Source organism: Bacteroides sp. 2_2_4, from assembly GCF_000157055.1.
In the GTDB taxonomy this organism is placed as follows: Bacteria; Bacteroidota; Bacteroidia; order Bacteroidales; family Bacteroidaceae; genus Bacteroides; species Bacteroides ovatus.
The window spans coordinates 45,860-66,457 of record NZ_EQ973369.1 but is presented as its reverse complement, the minus strand read 5'-3'; the positions used below and the strand labels follow the sequence as shown (position 1 = coordinate 66,457).

General features: G+C 35.5%; 18 protein-coding genes. All 18 read right to left on the bottom strand.

Features of this window, described 5'->3' with window-relative positions; genetic code table 11:
• Nucleotides 1–6: 6 nt before the first annotated feature.
• Nucleotides 7–1,224 carry a glycosyltransferase family 4 protein gene (locus tag BSCG_RS04160; RefSeq protein ID WP_004313287.1) on the bottom strand — a complete coding sequence of 406 codons (1,218 nt, stop codon included), beginning with the start codon at nt 1,222–1,224 and terminating at the stop codon, nt 7–9.
• A complete protein-coding gene (locus BSCG_RS04165) occupies nt 1,225–2,442 on the bottom strand; it encodes a hypothetical protein (protein ID WP_004313286.1) in 1,218 nt (405 codons plus the stop codon).
• A 40-nt stretch (nt 2,443–2,482) separates the two neighbouring features.
• A complete protein-coding gene (locus BSCG_RS04170; RefSeq protein WP_004309203.1) occupies nt 2,483–3,613 on the bottom strand; it encodes a glycosyltransferase family 4 protein in 1,131 nt (376 codons plus the stop codon).
• Between the two features lie 12 nt (nt 3,614–3,625).
• Nucleotides 3,626–4,366 (bottom strand): glycosyltransferase family 2 protein, encoded by a 741-nt coding sequence (locus BSCG_RS04175; RefSeq protein ID WP_008771196.1) that lies wholly within the window; start codon nt 4,364–4,366, stop codon nt 3,626–3,628.
• 74 nt (nt 4,367–4,440) lie between these two features.
• Complete coding sequence (locus BSCG_RS04180; protein ID WP_004309201.1) at nt 4,441–5,523, bottom strand: glycoside hydrolase family 99-like domain-containing protein; 1,083 nt, start codon at nt 5,521–5,523, stop codon at nt 4,441–4,443.
• 34 nt (nt 5,524–5,557) lie between these two features.
• Nucleotides 5,558–6,133, bottom strand: coding sequence for an acyltransferase (locus tag BSCG_RS30830; protein ID WP_008777184.1), 576 nt, complete (start codon nt 6,131–6,133; stop codon nt 5,558–5,560).
• Between the two features lie 30 nt (nt 6,134–6,163).
• Nucleotides 6,164–7,231 (bottom strand): acyltransferase family protein, encoded by a 1,068-nt coding sequence (locus tag BSCG_RS04185; protein WP_004309199.1) that lies wholly within the window; start codon nt 7,229–7,231, stop codon nt 6,164–6,166.
• A 1-nt stretch (nt 7,232) separates the two neighbouring features.
• Nucleotides 7,233–8,105, bottom strand: a complete 873-nt coding sequence (locus BSCG_RS04190) for an alpha-1,2-fucosyltransferase (RefSeq protein WP_004313284.1) — start codon at nt 8,103–8,105, stop codon at nt 7,233–7,235.
• Nucleotides 8,105–9,631: a lipopolysaccharide biosynthesis protein gene (locus BSCG_RS04195; protein WP_008771199.1), complete on the bottom strand. Its 1,527-nt coding sequence runs from the start codon at nt 9,629–9,631 to the stop codon at nt 8,105–8,107. The genes BSCG_RS04190 and BSCG_RS04195 overlap by 1 nt, the downstream gene beginning before the upstream one ends.
• A 273-nt stretch (nt 9,632–9,904) precedes the next feature.
• Nucleotides 9,905–10,918, bottom strand: a complete 1,014-nt coding sequence (locus BSCG_RS04200; RefSeq protein ID WP_004309195.1) for a glycosyltransferase family 2 protein — start codon at nt 10,916–10,918, stop codon at nt 9,905–9,907.
• 62 nt (nt 10,919–10,980) lie between these two features.
• Nucleotides 10,981–12,135 (bottom strand): UDP-galactopyranose mutase, encoded by a 1,155-nt coding sequence (gene glf / locus BSCG_RS04205; protein WP_004309194.1) that lies wholly within the window; start codon nt 12,133–12,135, stop codon nt 10,981–10,983.
• Nucleotides 12,122–13,042 (bottom strand): NAD-dependent epimerase/dehydratase family protein, encoded by a 921-nt coding sequence (locus BSCG_RS04210; RefSeq protein WP_004309193.1) that lies wholly within the window; start codon nt 13,040–13,042, stop codon nt 12,122–12,124. Before BSCG_RS04210 ends, glf begins: the two co-directional genes overlap by 14 nt.
• Complete coding sequence (gene rfbG, locus BSCG_RS04215) at nt 13,039–14,118, bottom strand: CDP-glucose 4,6-dehydratase (RefSeq protein ID WP_004309192.1); 1,080 nt, start codon at nt 14,116–14,118, stop codon at nt 13,039–13,041. Before rfbG ends, BSCG_RS04210 begins: the two co-directional genes overlap by 4 nt.
• A gap of 3 nt (nt 14,119–14,121) precedes the next feature.
• Nucleotides 14,122–14,901, bottom strand: coding sequence for a glucose-1-phosphate cytidylyltransferase (gene rfbF / locus BSCG_RS04220; protein WP_004309191.1), 780 nt, complete (start codon nt 14,899–14,901; stop codon nt 14,122–14,124).
• A gap of 171 nt (nt 14,902–15,072) precedes the next feature.
• The gene (locus tag BSCG_RS04225) at nt 15,073–16,482 is read right to left on the bottom strand and encodes an undecaprenyl-phosphate glucose phosphotransferase (RefSeq protein ID WP_004309190.1); all 1,410 of its coding nucleotides are present in this window, start codon (nt 16,480–16,482) and stop codon (nt 15,073–15,075) included.
• Between the two features lie 20 nt (nt 16,483–16,502).
• Entirely contained in the window at nt 16,503–17,639 is a 1,137-nt protein-coding gene (locus tag BSCG_RS04230) for a chain-length determining protein (RefSeq protein ID WP_004309189.1), read from the bottom strand.
• A gap of 12 nt (nt 17,640–17,651) precedes the next feature.
• Complete coding sequence (locus tag BSCG_RS04235; RefSeq protein WP_008777182.1) at nt 17,652–20,066, bottom strand: SLBB domain-containing protein; 2,415 nt, start codon at nt 20,064–20,066, stop codon at nt 17,652–17,654.
• On the bottom strand, nt 20,044–20,598 hold a 555-nt coding region (locus BSCG_RS04240; protein ID WP_241762169.1), incomplete at its 5' end, for a UpxY family transcription antiterminator. The genes BSCG_RS04240 and BSCG_RS04235, both read right to left, overlap by 23 nt.

The window sequence follows — 20,598 nt, the reverse complement described above, 5'->3', positions numbered from 1 at the left end:
ACTTATTCACGATTCTGTAATTATTTCATTATATACTTGTACTAGATTCTTTATATGAGATATCAAGCTCCAATCGTCTGCAATAAAATTATTTACAATATTATTTTGCATTACTTGGATATCAGCATTCTCATATTTGACAAGCACCTCTTTTAAAGAATCCAAATTTCCTGTTTTGAATAAATAACCTGTTTCTCCATCAATAACCTGTTCACTTGCAGCACAAGAATCTGGAACTATACAAGGAATTCCATAAGACCTAGCTTCCGCCACAGATAAACCAAACGTTTCATAACATAACGAAGTGAAGACCAAAGCTTTTGCTTTTTTAAAGTAGGCTTGTTTATCTTTACCTGCAACCCACCCAACAAATTGTATATTAGGATATTTTTCCATTAATTCGCTTCTCAAATATCCCTCACCCAATACTATTCCTTTCCGATTCAAATCCGTTACAGCTTGACAAAACAGCCCAATTCCTTTCTCAGGAGATAATCTGCCCATAAACAAATAAACATCGTTATTTAATAATTTATTAGGTAATTGATTCTCATTTATTTCTACAGGATCTGCAATCGTATATATTTTACGACTATCATTCATCAGCTGCATACAAATCTTTCGAGTCAACGCCGAGATTGATATGAAATATATTTTCTTATTTTTTGCCATTACATGATTCTGAATCGCCATTCTTATACTTCGCCATATTTTCTGCGGATAGCTTCGGACATCGCAGTTACAAGTCAAACATGAATAACTCATCGGTTTCCTAAAGCAAATCTCATTACGTTGATAATCATAAAACCCTCCATTGGGACAAAAGCAAAAAAAATCATGAAGTGTTATCACCGTCTTAAAATCCATTTTGGCTGTAACAGCGTAGAGCGAAGCGGTTAACGCTTTTGTCCACGTATGAAAATGTATAATAGACTCTACGGGACTCAACGTAGCTAAAAGGCGTTCAAACACTCGCTTTGTTTCGTTATCCCACAATCCCTTAGATATTGCACGAATCCGATTCTCATCATGCAATATGTCCTTTTTCCCAATACATATAACGCGCACGCCGACCTCCTCCAACCTCCTATCAATAGGCTGAACGGCAGAAAATAGATATACAGAATAATGTTTCGCTAACCCAATAGCAGAATTTATGGCAACACTTGCAGCCCCTCCCTCTATATGTGCACAATCATTAACAATTACTATATTTTTAAGCATCTATATTTTTTTGAAACAGTTTATTTTGTAAGGAGAAATAAAATAATAAACAATATGAAAGAAAGCTGTCCCATAGAGCATATAATGACCGCCTTTTATCAAATAAGAAATAAAAAATACAATAAGACAGAGGCTTATAATATTATCCTTATTATAATACCTTATTAGAAAAAAAGCATAAAGACAAAGTCCTAACACTCCAAATTCAGAATACAGCCGGGCAAACATCGAATAAGCATCATCTTTATTCAATCCATATCCACCAAAGTCTGATTTATACATACGCTCATAATTCTGGGCGTGTGTACCCAACCCTGTACCCAAAATGCGACAGGGAGCATTGAAAGCAATCCAATAATTAGTCAATATCACATACGAACTCGTATTTAAGTGCTCAAAATCTTCAGGCTCCGCATATTCAACCATAGATAAGGTTTGTGTTATCTTCTCTTGAATAGCTCTTAATTGTGGATTCACGAAATATTCAGAAGATGATAAAATATCCCTATTATTAATACACCAACACACACCCACAATGAAACATACCACAAGACCAATTCTTAAATATTTAAAATAGTAGTAGAACTTAAGAAATAGGATAATCACAACTGCAACAATCATACTGGTGGTCAATGTCAGTATTAAAGCGATCCCAATGACTAGAGACTTCATTCGATTATATTTCATAAATCCCGGAGCCAAAAAAACATATGCAGCGGCTGGTATAGAAAAAGCAGTGAAAGATCCTGGTTCCATTAACATTGCATGCAACCTACCCGTATTCTGTGTCATCGTGCCATCTAATGTATAAGGAAAGATATCTATTTGAGTCGCTGACATAATGACAAATTGAACAATGCCTATAATGGACAAAATATAAACTAAACTCACATATCTACGGAACCATTCAGAAACAGGTATCTGACAATACCGAAAAATCTGATAATAACAAAACACACAAGTAAACAATAGCACAATCTGCTGAAATAGTTTTCCAGTATCATAGCCATTATACACAACCATTGACAATGAATGAAAGAAAAAAAGAGTGCCTACAAACAAACAAGAAGTACTTACATATACTTTATTAAGTTGGAGCATTATAAATAAAGTTGCTATTATTAGAAATGCGGGTTCAGTATATCGACCTAGAACCATTCCTGCCAACACAAACCAAACAAGCGATAATTTCAATGTGATAGAAAGACGCATTTTCATATTAAACACAAGGCTAAATGCATTCGTAAATAATTCTGGATTAAAGATTGTTTTCTTCCATTATTTTCCTGAATCTCTTTGACCAAGTGCTCCAATTTAGTCTTTCATTAAAAAGCGTTATTCCTCCCTTATGTAATTGAAGAAATTCATTTGATTCCAAGCTCTTTTCAATAGCATCCGCAAACTCCTGTTCGCGTGCTGCTAGAGGAAGTTTATAACCATTTACACCATCTATTACATAATTCCCTGTCCCTCCCGTATCATAAGTAAAAATAGGCAAACCGAATGCAGAGGACTCACTAAAAACAATAGCAGAACATTCCGCATTAGTTGGTAATAAAAGTAAATGAGAGTTCTTCACTATATCTACATACTTTCGGTAATGCTCCGGATTATTCTTATCCAGAAATCCCATTATTCGAACAAATGGAAGATTCGCATATTTTAGAGGTATTTCGGAAAGCCCTACAATGAACAGACAAGAGTTAATCCCACGCTTATTTAAAAGTTGCACCGTTTTAACAGCAACTTCCCCTCCTTTACGAATCCAGTCTACACCTGAAAATAAGATATTCAAAGCTCCACTTTTATAAGGAGTAGCATGCAAAAGATCCTTGTCATCAAAGTTTGCTCCAAACTCAAGAACATAATTTCTCTGGAGACACCCATCGTAATCGTTGATAACAGAAGCTGCTGCCCATTGAGAAGAACGAATATTAATAAACGCATTCTTAATCGCTTCTTTTTCATAGTGTTCCCCTTGAGTAATCAACCATGAGGACAAACCATGCCAATAATAATCTATCATAATATGAAAGGTTGCATCTGTATAATAAATTATCGGTTTCTCAAAATTAACAAAAGCACTAATTTGCGCCCCACCAGGAAAGAAAATATAGTCGCACAATCGTACTTTATTCATATTTATATGTTTGGCGCAAAGCTTAAAATAATACCGATTATGTTCTACTATGGCTTTTTTCCCAAAAAGCATTTTAAGTAATATTTTCAAAAATATAAAACATATTTTACTTGGTTTACAAGAAATCCATACCACTTCATAACCAGCATTTTGGAGAGCTTCCCTTATTTTATATTTCGTACCACTCCATGCCTTTTTGTCTCGGAAAGGGTCTTCAGCAGAAACGTATCCTATTATTTTATTTCTCATCACTAATATATCTTAATTAATTATCTTAATTTTCCGCATGTAATATCCAATGACACCTTTTGTCAAATAATATACATTCAACAAAAGAGGAATTGACTTACAATAACGCTTAACTTTAAAACTCTCCCAAAGCCCTCTGATTGTATTACTAACTCCTCCCACTTGCATGGCTATAGTAGGTGTTTCAATATACCTAGCATTCAATTTCTTACGAAGCAAAAATTCGTAATCTGCACAAATTTTAAATGAGATATCAAAATTCCCCAATTCATCAAATAACTTTCTATTATGTAATGTCGAACCATGAGAAATTTTCATACAACATCGAAATTCTTTTATATTATATGGATTCCCGAATACTCTCTTATATTTCCCTTTAGCATCAATTAATTTACTTTGCGCCGTTATTATATCGATACCATCCAAAGTCTGCTTTTTTAGATAATTCCAATATACATTCATAGCACCTTCCAATAAATAGTCATCAGCACCCAAAAACATAATCCATTCCCCCGTAGCCAAACGGATGCCCTTATTCCACGCATCATAAATCCCTTTATCTACTTCCGAAACAATAACATCAATACTCTCTGCAAACTCTCTGACAATATCCATTGTCCGATCTGTAGAGCATCCATCGATAATTAATAATTCCAACTGGTCTTTTTTTTGAGAAACAATGCTATTCAAGCAGCGCTTAAGAGTCTTTTCTGCATTATATGTAGCAATTATAATTGATATTATCTTTTTCATAGAATTAACAATCCCAATAGTGTACAGGAATAGAGCATTATACAATCTTTTTCTTACATACAAATTTTATGATTCTATTTAACCTTTTCTAAAACGTCTCTAATCACATCTAAAAATTGAGTCCCATATTTTAAATCTGGTTCCAAATAATTTCCTTCCCCCCATTCATTCCAAGCTTTTATGAAAACCAGATTGTCCTCTGCAGAACGCACAGATACTTTTGAAAACATCTCATGACAAAGTTTCTTCCATTTTTGGGGAGTACTATTAACGATTATAGTTCCACGAAATTTGCTTCGCGGTGAATGATCATAGTTAGGGCATATAGAAGGATAAACATTCTCATTAACTATGTAATTATTTAATAAATATTGAGAATATTGACTATACTCAATCGTTATTGGTTTCCTTAATAATTTCCTTAATATTTTTTTTATATATATATTCGGAAGAGTTCCACTTTTTTCACTAGCTCCAAATACAAAATCCACCAATACACTATCAAAGCCTACCTTAAGGATTTCTTGCTTCAAGCTATCCTTAATAGTAAATCCCATAAAATAGAAACCTTCCAATCCATTTTCTCTAGCCAACCGATTCCATGTCTCAATAAATAATTGCGGTTCTGGGATATTCAATGGATCATAGACGGCAAATAGTATTTTTTCATTTATTCTAATATAACGCCTATCTTTAAATGCAGGCAACATGGCGTAGAAGTGTTCTTCATAATCTTCAATACCTGGATAAGTTTGTTCTATCAATAATTTAGAAGGCTTATTAGGGTCCCATGTCTTTGCATACCATGAATGATTAGCCCAGCATAAGCAAAAAGGAAAATCAGGCTTACCTGTTTCTACTACTTCTCCAAAAACTCTATCTAGCATTCGTTTACCGGCAAACCAATAATGCCAGTAGCAAAACCCTTCAATGCCAGCATTCTTTGCCATTTCCGCTTGTTGAATTCGAACTTCTGGAACTCTTAAATCATAATATCCCAAATCTGCAGGAACACGAGGCTGATAATGCCCTTTAAATAGAGGCTTCGCCCTACCTACATTTGTCCACTCCGTAAATCCTTTTCCCCACCATTCATCATTTTCTTTCGTAGGGTAATATTGTGGAAGATAAAATGCGATCAATCTTGGTTTTGACATAATATACTACTGTTTATTCTTTATATATTCATAATTACTTTGTTGCAAACGAAGCAAGGTGCTGTAGTTGTCCGTCCTTCATGCGATCTTTTTCACTATAAAGAATTCCCTCATGCTGCTTTACTTGTTCTATAGTGAATCTTATATTCAACACATGTGCTGGAATTCCTCCTGAAACACAATAAGGTGGTATTGATCTAGTTACAACTGCACCGGCAGCTATCACGGCTCCACGACCTACTGTAACACCCTTTAGAATCGTAACATTTGCACCAATCCACACATCATCTTCTATTATGATATCAGCATCATCACTTGCCTCTTTTTCATTATTATCAATTATTGGAACTCCTATTTTCCTCATATTATGATCCCCATTCACCATAGTAACATTAGGGCCTAAAAGAACATTATTTCCAAAAATTATTTTTTTATAAATACAATACAAAACAGCATTAGGACCAATAGATACATGATTGCCTAATTCAATCATAGATGCCGAATTGATTATACAATTCGAGCCTATAAAACATTTATCTCCTCTCTTAGCAAATTTATATTCTGGACGAAATATGTAAGCGATTAGCTTTTTAATAATATTTTTCAGCATGATGTAACTATTTTAAATCAAACAGAATATTTATCCTCGGCTACCTGTAAATAATAATAGTAGCCGTGGAGAAAGAATACGCAATATTAAGAATGATAATAAAGATATTATTAACGTCAAAAAGATGCACGCAAAATAAATTAAAACTACTGTTATTTCACTTTCTGGTTGTATCATAAATACTACACATGATGTTAAAGGAGCAACATAAATCCAATGAAGACAATATGTAAAAAAAGAACTTGCAGTTAGTATCTTTGGAACATTCATTTCATGTTTATCAATATATAAGAATAATGCAGAGACCAAAGATAGCCCTAATAAGATACTTAATCTAATTGGAAAGTTATATGCTAATTCATCATATTCCCAAACAGCCCATAATAACGAAATTATATAAACAGGCCAATATCCTGTAAGTGATGCCATTTTTCTAAAGGGCTCTATCCCTTTCATGGCAAAATATGCTCCCCATGTAACAAATAGTATAATATCTATACCAGGCACAATAGGCAATCTAGGCCACAAACCTAATAACCAGATAAAAGTCAAAACTATAACAACATATTTACCACATTTATTTATCACAAAAAAAATGATAGGAGCCAACACCATAACAGCCATCAAATCACGAACATACCAAAGAGGTGCATCAGAAGGAGCATACATACCCCAAAATGAATTAAAAATCTCTTTGCACAATAAGAAAAAACTTTTAGGGAGAAGTTCCAACTTATCAGACGATATCATAAAAAGTCTCCAAATTTCAAATATAATATTCCATAATAAATAAGGTATCAATAACGTTTTTACTCTTGATTTTAATTTTAATTTATACTTTTCCTTAAAACAATCAACAGTATTCAATCCTTGAAAAAATAAATAGCCAGATATGATACAAAACATAGGGACCGCCACACGAGGAAATATCCAATTAAAGAAATAAATAAACCTATGAGACCATGAATCGGTATTAAAAGGGAATGTATATTCTATGCCACCTTGAGATGCTGCAAATGGTAGAACATGAATAAATAAAACTAATACAGTCATCGGGAAACGTAACCGCTCAATAGTTCTTGATGTAATATTATCCATATCAACAAGATTTTATTTTATGCCACCGTTCAGGATAGAAATCTTTTGTTACAACATTTCTTATAAAGCGTTCAGGACAAACAGTAATTGAATCTTCAAATTTACATAGCCAAGCTCCCCACCATGAGAATGTACTATTCGCATTAATATGATAATGACATTCACTCATCAAATACATATCACGCCATGAATTTACACCTTGATTACACTCAATATAAAAAAAATTCTCTACTCCGAATTGCTCCTTGCACCAATCCAAATCATTAGAAAAAACATAGAAATGAGGAGTATCCACATATTGCCGAATATAATCAATTGCTTCATGGTAGTAATCCAATGTAGCTACACCATTCAATTGATAATAACCAGTCGGTTCTATATTCATATAATCTCCCCGTCGAATATGGACAGAAACACTACTATTATCACCACGAATAACCTGAAGCCATTCATTAAATCGATCCTCATTAGGTTGTTCACGGAACATAAATGCTTTTTTGACTTCATCAGGTACATTCATGAAATTTTTTTCGGAATGCCATCCACCCACATAGTAATTGATCCCCCAAGGTCCTTTCTGCATCAATAACGGCGTGTAGTCATAATTGAGAGGTTCATAGATTGTTCGAACACCAACACTCTTGAATAGTCTAAATTTTCTACTTAATACATAGATAATTTGTAAAACCTTTATCAACAATGTTTTATTCACCTCTATACCAAATGCCCGTTCTAAATCATATCCATAGTGATTATGCTTTGACATGATATCAAATATTACTTTTGTGTTAGGATTTACTTTCTTCTTAGCTAAATAGTACGCATACTGAGACATTTGATTTCCCAAACCATTAAATATAACAACAACATCCATTATACAGTAAAATTATTTATATTATTCCTATACTTACCGAACCGTTTTACCCACGCTGCTCTTACTATTTTTCTCTCTGAATCATCAATTCCTATAAAATAAGCCGAAATAGAGAAGATCACAAATGAAGTTACGGTGGACAGGATCAAACGAGTAAAAGATTCATCTTTCAATATAATCCTAACGCAATAAACAGCACATAATGTAATTATCCCTACCAAAAGCATAGGCATAACAACTCTACCCAAAAAATGCCAGAAAGGAAAACTCATCACTTTTTTAAGATAGAAATAGCTCATAAAAAATAAAAGTATTTCTAGCCCGAACCCCAGTTGCATACAAATAATAACATTGATTCCCCTCTCACAACAGAGATAACAAACAGGCAAATACATAAAATTAAGGAGACTGCCTGCCAGCTGTAAATTCCGAATACGTCCCATCGCCAAATAAATTGGGCCAAAAGCACCTGTAATCGCATGTATAAAGCTTATCAGTATTCCCCAACATACAAACTCCTGAGTGTATACAGGAAACGATTTCAACCATATTGTAAGTATATAATGTGACTCTAATAAAAATGGGATCATCATTACAAGAACAAGATACCCCTGTGCTTTAGCAGAAGCGAAAGTCAAGCTGATACTACGTTTAATATCACCTTGACTATAAGATTTTGTTATTTGTGGTGATATTGCAAGTCCTATATTTGAAGCAAAACTACTAAAAACAGACATCACCTGCATACAGATACCACGTGCCGCATTTACTGTTAAGCTATAAAATATATTTATAATAATATTCAGGCCCTGATCTTTTAAAATACCTGATGCTGTTCCAATCCCCATCCATACAGAAAAGGAAGTCATTTGTTTGGATATATGTTTATCCAGAATAAAATGATATTTTGATTCTTTAAAATGACGATTGCAATATATTCCATAAACAACACGAGATATCACACTTATCAAAGCCAGAAGAAAGGCATAGAAATATAAACGATCAAACGAAACATAAGGCAAAAACAAAACTACAATCAACTTAGCAACAGATTCAAATATACTCATTATGGCATAAAAATTCATATGTTCATGAGCTATAATGATTGCTTGATACGGCACTGCAAGAAGTGTCATTGAGAATACAAATAAAGAACAATAAAAAACAAAGTAAGCCGCATTCATTCGCTCTGGCGGTATATTGAGATATGTACTTATTAGGTATGTCCCCCCAACAAGTCCAATAATAAATACACCAATAGCAATAATAATAAGCAAATTTATAATTGTAGATATTGTTCTTTTCAAAATTTCAGGATTTCCTATACCTATTTCATAGGTAATAAAACGAGCAGCCGTACCTGAAAAAGTTCCTGTCAGAATAGACAACATAGAAACAAAGCCTCCTACCAAAGAATAGAGACCAAAGTCATCTACTCCAAGTATCTCCAGCACTACCCTGCTAGTGTATAGGCCAATAGCCATTGATAAGAACAATCGTATATATAGATATACGGTATTCTTCATTATACGCTTATTATCTGCAGAATTATTTGACATTCTAAAGTAAAATGGGGCTAATCATGTTATTTAAAGTGCCCCAACAATAAAGCATTTACAATCCTATTCTTCTGTAATAACTCGTCTATGCGAATAACTATCCACATGAGAGAAACACCTAACAATAGTCTCCAAAACAGGTTAAATAAAATTTAATTAAATAGTCTTTATGAAAATCGCCATACACAAATTGTAGAACTCATCATTATTATCCTTCTGTATATTTAAGAGCATATATAATTACTTAAAAGTGTTCTTAAGTCTACAAACCTGTTTACTTGACAATAATGAAGCAATAAATAATTTAAGGTAAATCATTGAAGATGTATTTCTAATAATTTCATTAGCCATTGGATGTTTCATTTTTAATAAATATGGCTTTAGATACTTATCAAAATCTTTTCTTTGATCTCGTGGTATATATGAATAGTATTTATACATACGATTACATACTTGATAAAAATCATATTTAAGATTTTCAGGAAGAAGTCGGTCTCCCACTTCATAGATTGCTCGAAAATCAATGGCATCACGTTTAACACCTGAAGCATAGGGAGAAGCATAGGGCATCATTGCATATAAATACGATTCTTTTGAGTACATCAATGTTTTTCCTTTAGATAAGAAGTTCCAATAGAAAAACAAGCTCATATAAAAACAACCTTTCAAAGCTACAGGCGCTTCTACATTTTTAACGGCTTCAGTTCTGTATATAACTGACGAAATAAACGTTCCTAATCCTAGTATGTTGTTACATAATAAAAAATAATTACGCATTGCCATCTCATCTTTAAAGTTCACCTTTAAAGACTCTACTTCTTCACGAAGGAAATAAATAGGTTGTAATGGCTTTAGTTCAGGAGACATGCCAATGGGGCTTGATACAATCACATCCACATCTTGATTTTGATCTAATAAATTGAATATCTTATTTAGTCCTCCATCCATTAAATAATCATCATCACCTTTAAGAATAGACCACTCTCCATCAGCCATTTTCATTACTTGTTCATGATTAGCATCCAAACCACGATTTTCACCAAAATAATTTATTTTAAAGTTAATAGTAGGATATTTTCTTTTCATTTCTTCAATGATATCTTTAGTTCCGTCAGTAGAGCCATTATCAGAAAAACACAGCTGAACATCATTCTCTCTATGTTCAGAAAGAATTTGTTCAATTATCTTGGTAGTTGTATCTTTAATAAAATATACACGATTATAAGTTGGTTGACAAATAGATAGTTTAAACATGTTTTTGTTGTTTATAATATGAGTATATTAATAACTTAAGTAATTTAACAATTGATTTATATTTATGTCAAACGTAATACTGCAAGGATTGCTTGATCCATATTATAATATTTATAATTAGCCAGCCGCCCACATAGTATTAGATTATCATAATTCCCAGCTTTTGCTTTGTATTTAGAATAAAGCATAGCTGTATCATCTGTTGGAACAGGATAATATGGTTCATCCGCTTTACCTTCCTCAAACATCATAGGATATTCATAAGCAATAGTTGTAATCCCTAAAATATTTTGTTTAGGGAGCTGCTTGTATTCTGTTATACGGGTATATCCTTCAACCTGAGGATAAGCCACTACTGGAGTTGCTTGAAATAACTCCTCATTCAAAGTCTCATATTTAAATGTTAAAGAGCGATATGGTAATTTTCCAAACTCATAATTAAAAAGTTCATCAATAGCACCTGTATATACTAATTTACAATTAGTGGACACTTCTAAACCATGGAATTCAATCCTATGGTCTTGATCATTCAAAGATATATATTTAAGTGCATCCTCATTGTTTATATATTCAATATTATCGTGATCCAAAAGGTCCTTAATGAAGGAAGTAAAACCACCCTCTGGCATACACTCGTACTTATCAGAGAAATACATCTCTTTATAATCTAAGCGAACTGGAACTCGTTTCAATACATTGATATCGATTTCACTAGCTTTAATACCCCATTGCTTTGCTGTATAAAGACTGTAATCATTATCAAAAAGCATTTGTGCATACTGCTTAATAAGAGGCTCTTCACTGTTCAATAATTCCACGATTGTTACAGTACTTTGATTAGGATACTTTAATAGCAAAGCTTCCTTAATTAATTCAGCTTTATCTGTAGCATAAAACTGATCTATGGTTTTAAAATTGAAAGGAGAAGGTGTTTGTTGTCCACACATATCAACAGAACACCTTAATTTAAAGGGATTCCATTTATGATATTTAGTTATAAATGAATATACTTCCTCACTATTAGTATGAAAAATATGTGGTCCATACTGCTGAACTAATATGCCATACATATTAGTTTCATCATAAAGATTACCAGCTACAGTGGATCGCCTGTCTATCACTAGAATTTTAGAGCCTTTTTCAGCCCTCAATCGTGCAAATGTGCTTCCACTCAAACCTGCACCAGCTATAATATAATCAAAATTACTTAATCGCATTTTTATAGTAATCTATTGTCAATTTTATTCCAGACTCAAAACTATACCTTGCTGTAAATCCTGTATCTTCATTTAATTCTGATATATCAAGTATCTGATTATCAATAGTTTTATTTTTATAAGGTATATCTCCAATTCCTAAAGGCAAGGTAGGATCAATCATATCACGTATAATCTTGACATATTCTACTATTTGTTTATTTTCACCACTCCCAATAGGATATGTCTTTCCTCCTATTCCTTTTTCACCAACAGCAACTAGCGCATCAATTAAATCGTCAATATACAAGTAATCCCACTGCTGTTCAAGCCCTGTAAAAGATGGTTTTTCACCTTTTAACAATGTCTTAATACAATAGGTTATCAAATTTTCATCATTACGACCAGGACCATAAATACTTGTAATTACAGCCCAAATTAACGAAATACCATTTTGTCTTGCATAGGTTTGACACAAGAACTTGGTTGCTACCTTGGAAGCACTATACAAATCAGAAGGCGATGGAATACTGCGCCCATTAATAACTTCATTACCACAAGCATATTCGGATGCAGAACCTGGAAAAATTACTCTAGAAATTCCATTACGATGGGCAAACTCCATCACTTGTATTCCATACAATATATTTGAAACTTGAATTTCGACTTGATTTTTATAAGTTGAGCTAACACCCGCCCAAGCCATATAGAACATTGTATCAGCACCTTTTATCTCCTCAATTCCATCCCAATCAACAATCCGCGATAAATCAAATTCGATACAGTTGACATTATGCAAGCTTTTTGCAAAAGAGTAATCACCTCCTTTAGCAACTAAAGCAACAACTGCAATACCTTTGGATGCCAGTTTCTTACATAATTCCCTCCCTAAAAAGCCATTAGCACCTACAACTATTACTTTTTTCATTTGATTAAATATTGCTTAATCTGATCAACACACAAGCTATATACATTCTCAAATGTATACCTTTTATACCAGTCAACAGTAAGAGCAACACATTGATGAATATTCATACGTGGTTCCCAGCCTAGTTGAAACTTAGCTTTACTAATATCAAGCATTAAAAATCTAGCTTCATGAGGAGCATTGGGGATGGAGATATCATTGAGCCCACCACTACCATAATTCTTGACTACATCATTTGCCACATCCCATACAGAGGTAATACTTTCCGCACGAGGCCCGAAGTTCCATCCCTCACAATATTTTGTTGGTTCTTCCCAAATTTTTGCAGTTAAAAGCATATAGCCACTCAATGGTTCCAATACATGCTGCCATGGACGGACAGATTTAGTATTTCGAATATCAATATTCTTACCGGATTCAAGAGCTTTAATGCAATCTGGAATAATACGATCTAATGCCCAATCGCCTCCACCAATCACATTACCTGCTCGAACACTAGCAATACTCTTGCCATGTTTATCATACTGGTCAGGATTGAAGAAACTTCTGCGCCATGAGGCAATGGCTATCTCTGCCGCCCCTTTACTACTGGAATAAGGATCATATCCTCCCATCGGTTCATTTTCACGATATCCCCAAATCTGCTCTTTATTCTCATAGCATTTGTCCGTAGTTATCATAATACCGACCTTCACACTATCTGTTACTCGTATAGCCTCTAAAATGTTTATTGTTCCCATCACATTCGTTTCGTATGTTTCAACAGGAATATCATAACTTAGACGCACTAAAGGTTGAGCAGCTAAATGAAAAACAATTTCAGGTTGGTATGTCTGAAAGATTTCTTTCATTCGTTGACTGTCACAAATATCGGCACGTAAGTCAGCTTTAATTTTCTTTCCTATTCCCGATAAAACATAATTATCTTTTTCTGAATATGGATCTTTCGCTACACCAACTACCTCTGCACCAAGTTCATGAAGCCAAATAGAAAGCCAACTACCTTTAAAACCAGTATGTCCAGTTACAAGAACACGTTTTCCTTTATAGAAATTGTTAAATATATCTATACTCATTATTTACCAAACTTTCCAAGGAGCTAGCCCCTTATCCCACATCTCATTCAATTCTACATTATCACGCAGTGTATCCATCGGTTTCCAAAAACCAGTATGACGATAAGCATGCATTTTACCATCTTTTGCTAAATTTTCGAGAGGTTTACGCTCGAAAATAACAGTATCATCATTTTCGGGAATATATTCTAAAATTTCAGGTTCGCAAACAAAGTAACCTGCATTTATCCAATTGCGATCACCATCTGGTTTTTCTTGAAAAGAGAGCACTTTGTTACTTTCCAAGTCAATTTGTAACGCACCAAATTTTCCTCCAGGTTTATAAGCCGTCAATGAAATGGCACATTCTGATAATTCATGTTCTTTAATACTCTCTGCTATATTAATATCTGCTACCCCATCACCGTAAGTAAGAACGAAACGTTCAGCACCAATATATTTCTGTACCCGCTTCAAGCGACCACCTGTTTGGGTATTCAACCCTGTATCAACCATAGTCACTCTCCAATCTTCTGAATGGTTATCCAAAATTTCAACACAATTATTAGATAAATCAACTGTCATATCACTATTGTGCCGAAAATAATTGGCAAAATATTCTTTTATTACATATTGCTTATAACCGCAACAAATAATAAACTCATTAATACCATAATGACTATAAGTCTTCATGATATGCCAAAGGATAGGTTTTCCTCCTATTTCAACCATCGGCTTAGGAATTAAATTGGTTGCTTCGGACAATCTAGTACCCAAGCCACCTGCAAAAATTACAGCTTTCATATACAGGAAAAAATTATAAGCCCCTGTTTCTATATCTACTTCTAAAAATATATCTTTAAAAATATCCCATAGAAAATAGACAATTTTCTATAGGTTCTCTATATGCTATTGCAAACAGGGGTAAGTAGTATTATCTCAATATATTTGACTAATTTAAATTGATCATCAATCTTAATACGCATTCTTTTCTCCAATGACCACATTTGCTATAGTCTTATAAATGATATATAAATCTAGGAATATTGTCCAATGCTCCATATACCAGATATCAGCCTTCACACGTCCTCCCATCTGTGAAAGTTCTTTGGTTTCACCACGAAAACCGTGTATTTGCGCCCATCCGGTCACTCCAGGCTTAATAAAGTGTCTAACCATATATTTATCAATTAACCGAGCATAAATCTCCGTATGAGACAACATATGAGGACGAGGACCGACTATTGACATTTCACCTTTAAAAACATTTATAAACTGTGGAAGTTCGTCAATATTAGAACGTCGAAGAAAGTCTCCAAAACGAGTTTTCCGGGGATCATCAGCCGTTGCCTGTTTGCTGTCAGCTTCATCATTTACTTTCATTGAACGGAATTTGTAACACACAAAATCGACGCCATTCAAACCGGTACGCATTTGTTTAAAAAGTATAGGACCGGGAGAAGTAAACTTTATGATACTTCCCACAATGAGATAAACAAAAGGAAAAACAGTAACCAGAAAAATACCAGATAAAGCAATATCGAATATCCGTTTTAATATACGGTTCTCCATCTTACCTAGAGGTTCATAACGCAAATTCAAAATTGGCATATTACCAACCATACTATGCCAGATACGACGGGGAAAACCCTTACAAACATTAGGAACACCATGAAAATAAAGTAAATGGTTCTCACAATAATTCATGATAGAAAAGTTATAGCGTCCTTCCTCCATTGACAAAGAACAAAAAACATGCTTAATTCCTGTGTGTACGGACATAAAGTCCGAGAAACCATCAGGACTACCCAAATAAGGACATTGGGAGGAAATAGTGTCATTCGATTTAATATCAAAATAACCGACTACCTCATAAACAGAAGATGCCAAAGAACTCTCCATTTCCTCATATAACATCTGCATATTATTACCTCCACCTATAAATACAGCATAGCGCCTATGTTTACCTTTCGTGCAATAAACTATCAGCAAATGACGAATAATAATGCGGTAAATACTTAAAACAAGAAAGAGAATAAAAAAATAAGAGACAAAGAAAAGAGGAGAAAAAATAGAAATTCCACTAAAAGTCATAATACATGCCCAAAAGATAGAAAAGGCTATAATGTTCTTCAATACACGTAATACGAGCTGATCTGCACGAATCCCCCTACTGTCCCAAACCCTCCCACGAGATCCGAAACAAGCCAGATAGCAGAGAGTAAGAGAAGCCATCATAAAAGAAACAGTACAAGAAAACGGCAAATTTATAAACGCTTTCTTCCAAAAGAAAAGGAGCAGAGACAAACACAGGTTCAGGATAATTAGGTCTCCCAAAACTACAATAGACTCTACAACTTTATTTATCTGGTTAGTTGATGCCATAACACTTTACTAATGGATATTTAAGCCCGGATTTCTTTAAACTTATTCAAGATATCTTTTCCCAATAAATGCCAGAATATAACAATACAAACAGACAGAAATACAAATGCCAGCACACATATCTTTTTGTCGGTTCCTGAAGGAGTCAGCGGCACTACTGCAGGCTCTATAACAGCAAACACAGGCTTTTCCTCCTGAACTTTGGCTCTAGAGACCTGAAGTTGACTTCCAACTTGGCTATATATCTGGTAAGCAAGACTCATATCATTCTGTAAACGTTCCTGTTCGGCACGAACACTTTGCAAAATGATATTATCATGAGAATCCAAATAATCAGCATATTTCTTTTGGGCAGCATAATATTCCTGCTGACGTTCTTTGAAAAGTTTCTCCAAGTAGATACAGTCTTCTTTCGCCTTGGAAGTACGATAGTCAATGATGTATTCCTGCAACTTTTTCACAACCGAATCTGCAACAACAGCAGCCACTCTGGGTTCTTGCAAGGTTACGGCAACGGAAGTCATGGATGTTTTCTTATCTACAGAGGCAACAATCATTTTCTTTAAAACACCAATCTTACCCAACTCTTTCTTTGATAATTCAATTGTACCCTGACTTACTTTATCAGAAGATATGAATTCATCCTCACCTTCAATAAACAAAGACTTTACTCCACCAATTACCATAGCAGGAAATCCAATTACATAACTCCACCAAGGAGAAGACTCCTCATCCAGATAAGCATTCAAGGTCATCATTTCATTTTTCAATACAGGTATTTTCATTGTGGAAAGTTCCAATAAGAAAGGAGTGGAAGATACAATATCTGCAGATAAAGAAGCATTCAAAGCATCACTGCCATCACCCATAGTAACGTCACTTCCCAAGAAAGAAGCTGCCAAACCAGATAGACCACCACCTTTAGCACTTCCCATCTCCGGAGAAAGAGTCACTTCAACCGTGTACTGCCTAGGAATACTGATTGCTATAATAACGCCAATTATCAGTCCGATACCGGCTGCCTTATAAATCTTCTTACGAATACCCATAATCCTACGAAGAACACCCATCAAATCAATTTCGATCTCTTCATCCGTATGATTATTCCGTTTTTGTTTTATATCTTTTTCAGATTTTTGTTCTATCAAAGTAGTCATAAAAGGAATTCGTTATTTCTTTATTAAGTTAGCAATAGAAGCAACCATCATTCCCAATGTGCTGAATGTAGTAGCGTACCCTAAAATATTACCCATATTAGTCCTTTTCTTAGCCTTACTAGGCACAATTATCTCACATCCCGGCTCGATCTGTTTCTTACCACTACCTTTCACTTTAGTCACTTGGCCATTCATATAAACTATAAATTTCTTACTCTTCTTTGCATTTTCAGAATAACCACCAGCCTGATTCAGATAATAGTCTATATTCTTTCCTTCCATATAAGAAACCGTATTCGGGACCATTACGGCACCATTGATCGTTACTGTATTATTATTTTTCGGAATAGAAATTACATCACCCACACGCAAGACAATATCTGCTGTACTTCCAGGGTTAGCTAATGCTTTCTCCAAGTCAATACCAACACTAAAGGTATCTTCCACACGAACACCTAATGAGTCCATCATAGCTTCACCCAACTGTCGACTCATCAAGCGGACCACATCACCCATGCGTTTCTTTTCACTTGCATTGGCTACACGAGTCAATTTGGCACCACGTAAGTAGGCATAATTCGTTGCACCTCCCGCTTTATTGATTAAGTCCGAAAGACGTTCTTCACGACTGGTCATAGCATAAGAGCCTCCGAACAGAATTTCACCTTCAACAACCACATTCTGTTGAGCTTGATACCCCGGACTACGACGTACATAAACTTCATCATAAGGTTGAAGGACAAAGCCAGGGGTTCCATCTACAATAAAACCTTCTTTTAGGGAGAATGTATATATCTGGCCGATAGTATCGTTATCTACTGTACTGCGAGGATTCTTAATTCTACGGGATACATCTACACGGACTACAGAAGCGGCTTCACGCAAGCCACCTGCCTGAATGATCAAGTCTTCAAGGGTCATGTTATCAGCATAAGGATAAGAATCAGGTTTGGCTACTTCACCATGGATTACGACGTTGCCTCTGTCTTCCAGGTCATGAATACTAGGAATATAAAGGATATCGTTTTTCATCAGGATGATGTTTTGGGAAGTACCGTCCATGATAGCTTTAATGTCTACAGGAACAACTTCGGTAGTCAAGTCCTCACGCTGGCGGTAGAGAACGGCACGGTTCAAGAAGGCATCACCGGTCAGGCCTTGGGCTTCGTTTACCAGTTCACGGACAGTATTCAGTTTTCCATTCAACTGGTAGATGCCGGGACGATAAACGGCTCCACGGATTTCAAGTTTATTGATGAAACGATTAAGGATGGCTTCGGCGGTCACAACATCACCGTTTCGCATTTTATAGACACTATAGTCAAGGTCTTTGACTGTGTTTACTTCATATTCCTGTCCGTTCTGACGTACGACACGCAAGGAACGGGTGTAGGCGTCGGCTTCAAAGCCACCGGCATAGCTGATAAGAGTGGATAGACTTTCATCCTTTTTCATTTCGAAACGCATCGGGCGTTTCACTTTTCCGTCGATCTTAACCAATACGTCATAGGCGGGGACTATTACTACATCGCCTTCCTGAAGACGAATGTCATCCTGAATGTTTCCTTTCATGATAAATTGGTAGACGTCGATCGTGGCGATATTTTTGCCATTACGTACCAACTGTACATTGCGAAGGCTTCCTATGTCACTGACTCCACCAGCGCAGTAAAGTGCATGAAAGACTGTGGCAAAAGAAGAGAGGGAGTAAGTGCCCGGTTGGACAACCTCACCCATTACATTGATCTGGATAGTACGTATGCTACCCAAAGTCAGACGGATGTCAGAGGTGGGATCATTCGCATTATTAAGACCATTATATATCTTGTTTAATGTCTTTTTGAGATAGTCATTGGCTTCAGCAATAGTTAATCCGTTCAGGTTGACAGGACCTATTTTCTGAATGTTGATCGTGCCGTCAGGAGAAATCTGTTGGCGGATAGTGTTCTGGCTGGCTCCCCAGATATCAATAATCACTTCATCACCGGGACCCAGACGATAGTTCAAGGGAGTGGCGATGTTGACGCTGGGTTCAAAAGTCAGGTTACGGGTGTTGAAAATATTTCGTCCGAAAACCTGATTGCCACGTGCAAGGTCTTGAGTGCTCGGGTGGTCTTCCAGCATATCGGAAGTGTTTTCTTTCTTTTCCTCACGAAGGCGTGATTCATTGACATCGGTACCCGTTGCATTGGAAGCATTAACATTGTTTTGTTGTTCATATAGTTGCTTCACACGAGTTGCCTGTTCTTTGGTCACACCTCTACGTGCCAGTTCAGAGGCTAGTTGTTTCTGTTCTTTACCCTGGCGGATGCCGTCCTTTACATATTCAAGAACTTGGGAGTCGCTCATGCTTTGAGCCATTAAGGGAGAAAAAACTCCCAGCAACAGAATGAATAGAAATACGTTAAATTTTCTTCGTGTTGTCATTGGTGATTTTTGTGGATTCTACATAACCGATTGGCATATCTACACAAGCACAGCCAAGCATATTTAAACGAACGGCAATCTTACTCTTCCCGCCTACAGTCACAAGTTCGCCAACAAGTCCACTCAAAGGACCTTTTATGACACGAACTTTCTCACCATGCGCTAGTGGAGTATCATTCATACAGACTGCTTCTTCGGAATAATCGAGCATGAAACGGAAACGGGCCATCTGCTCGTCAGGAATAACGGCAGGAGTGCTCTCTCCACGCATCACCATATAACGGCTGACCGTAGAAAATGAAAGGACTTCCATACGTTCTTTTGGATTGACATGTACAAAAACCATCATTGGGAGTAAGACTGTATCAACCATCTTACGACGGTCACTCCATTGATGAATTTGTTGTTGAACGGGAACAAAAGAATCAATTCCCATCTTAGACAAACGCTCGGCAACTTTTTTCTCGTGATGCATTCGAACGAGTGCTACATACCAGCGTTTTGAGTGTGCTACGCCTTCCCCTGTCCCACT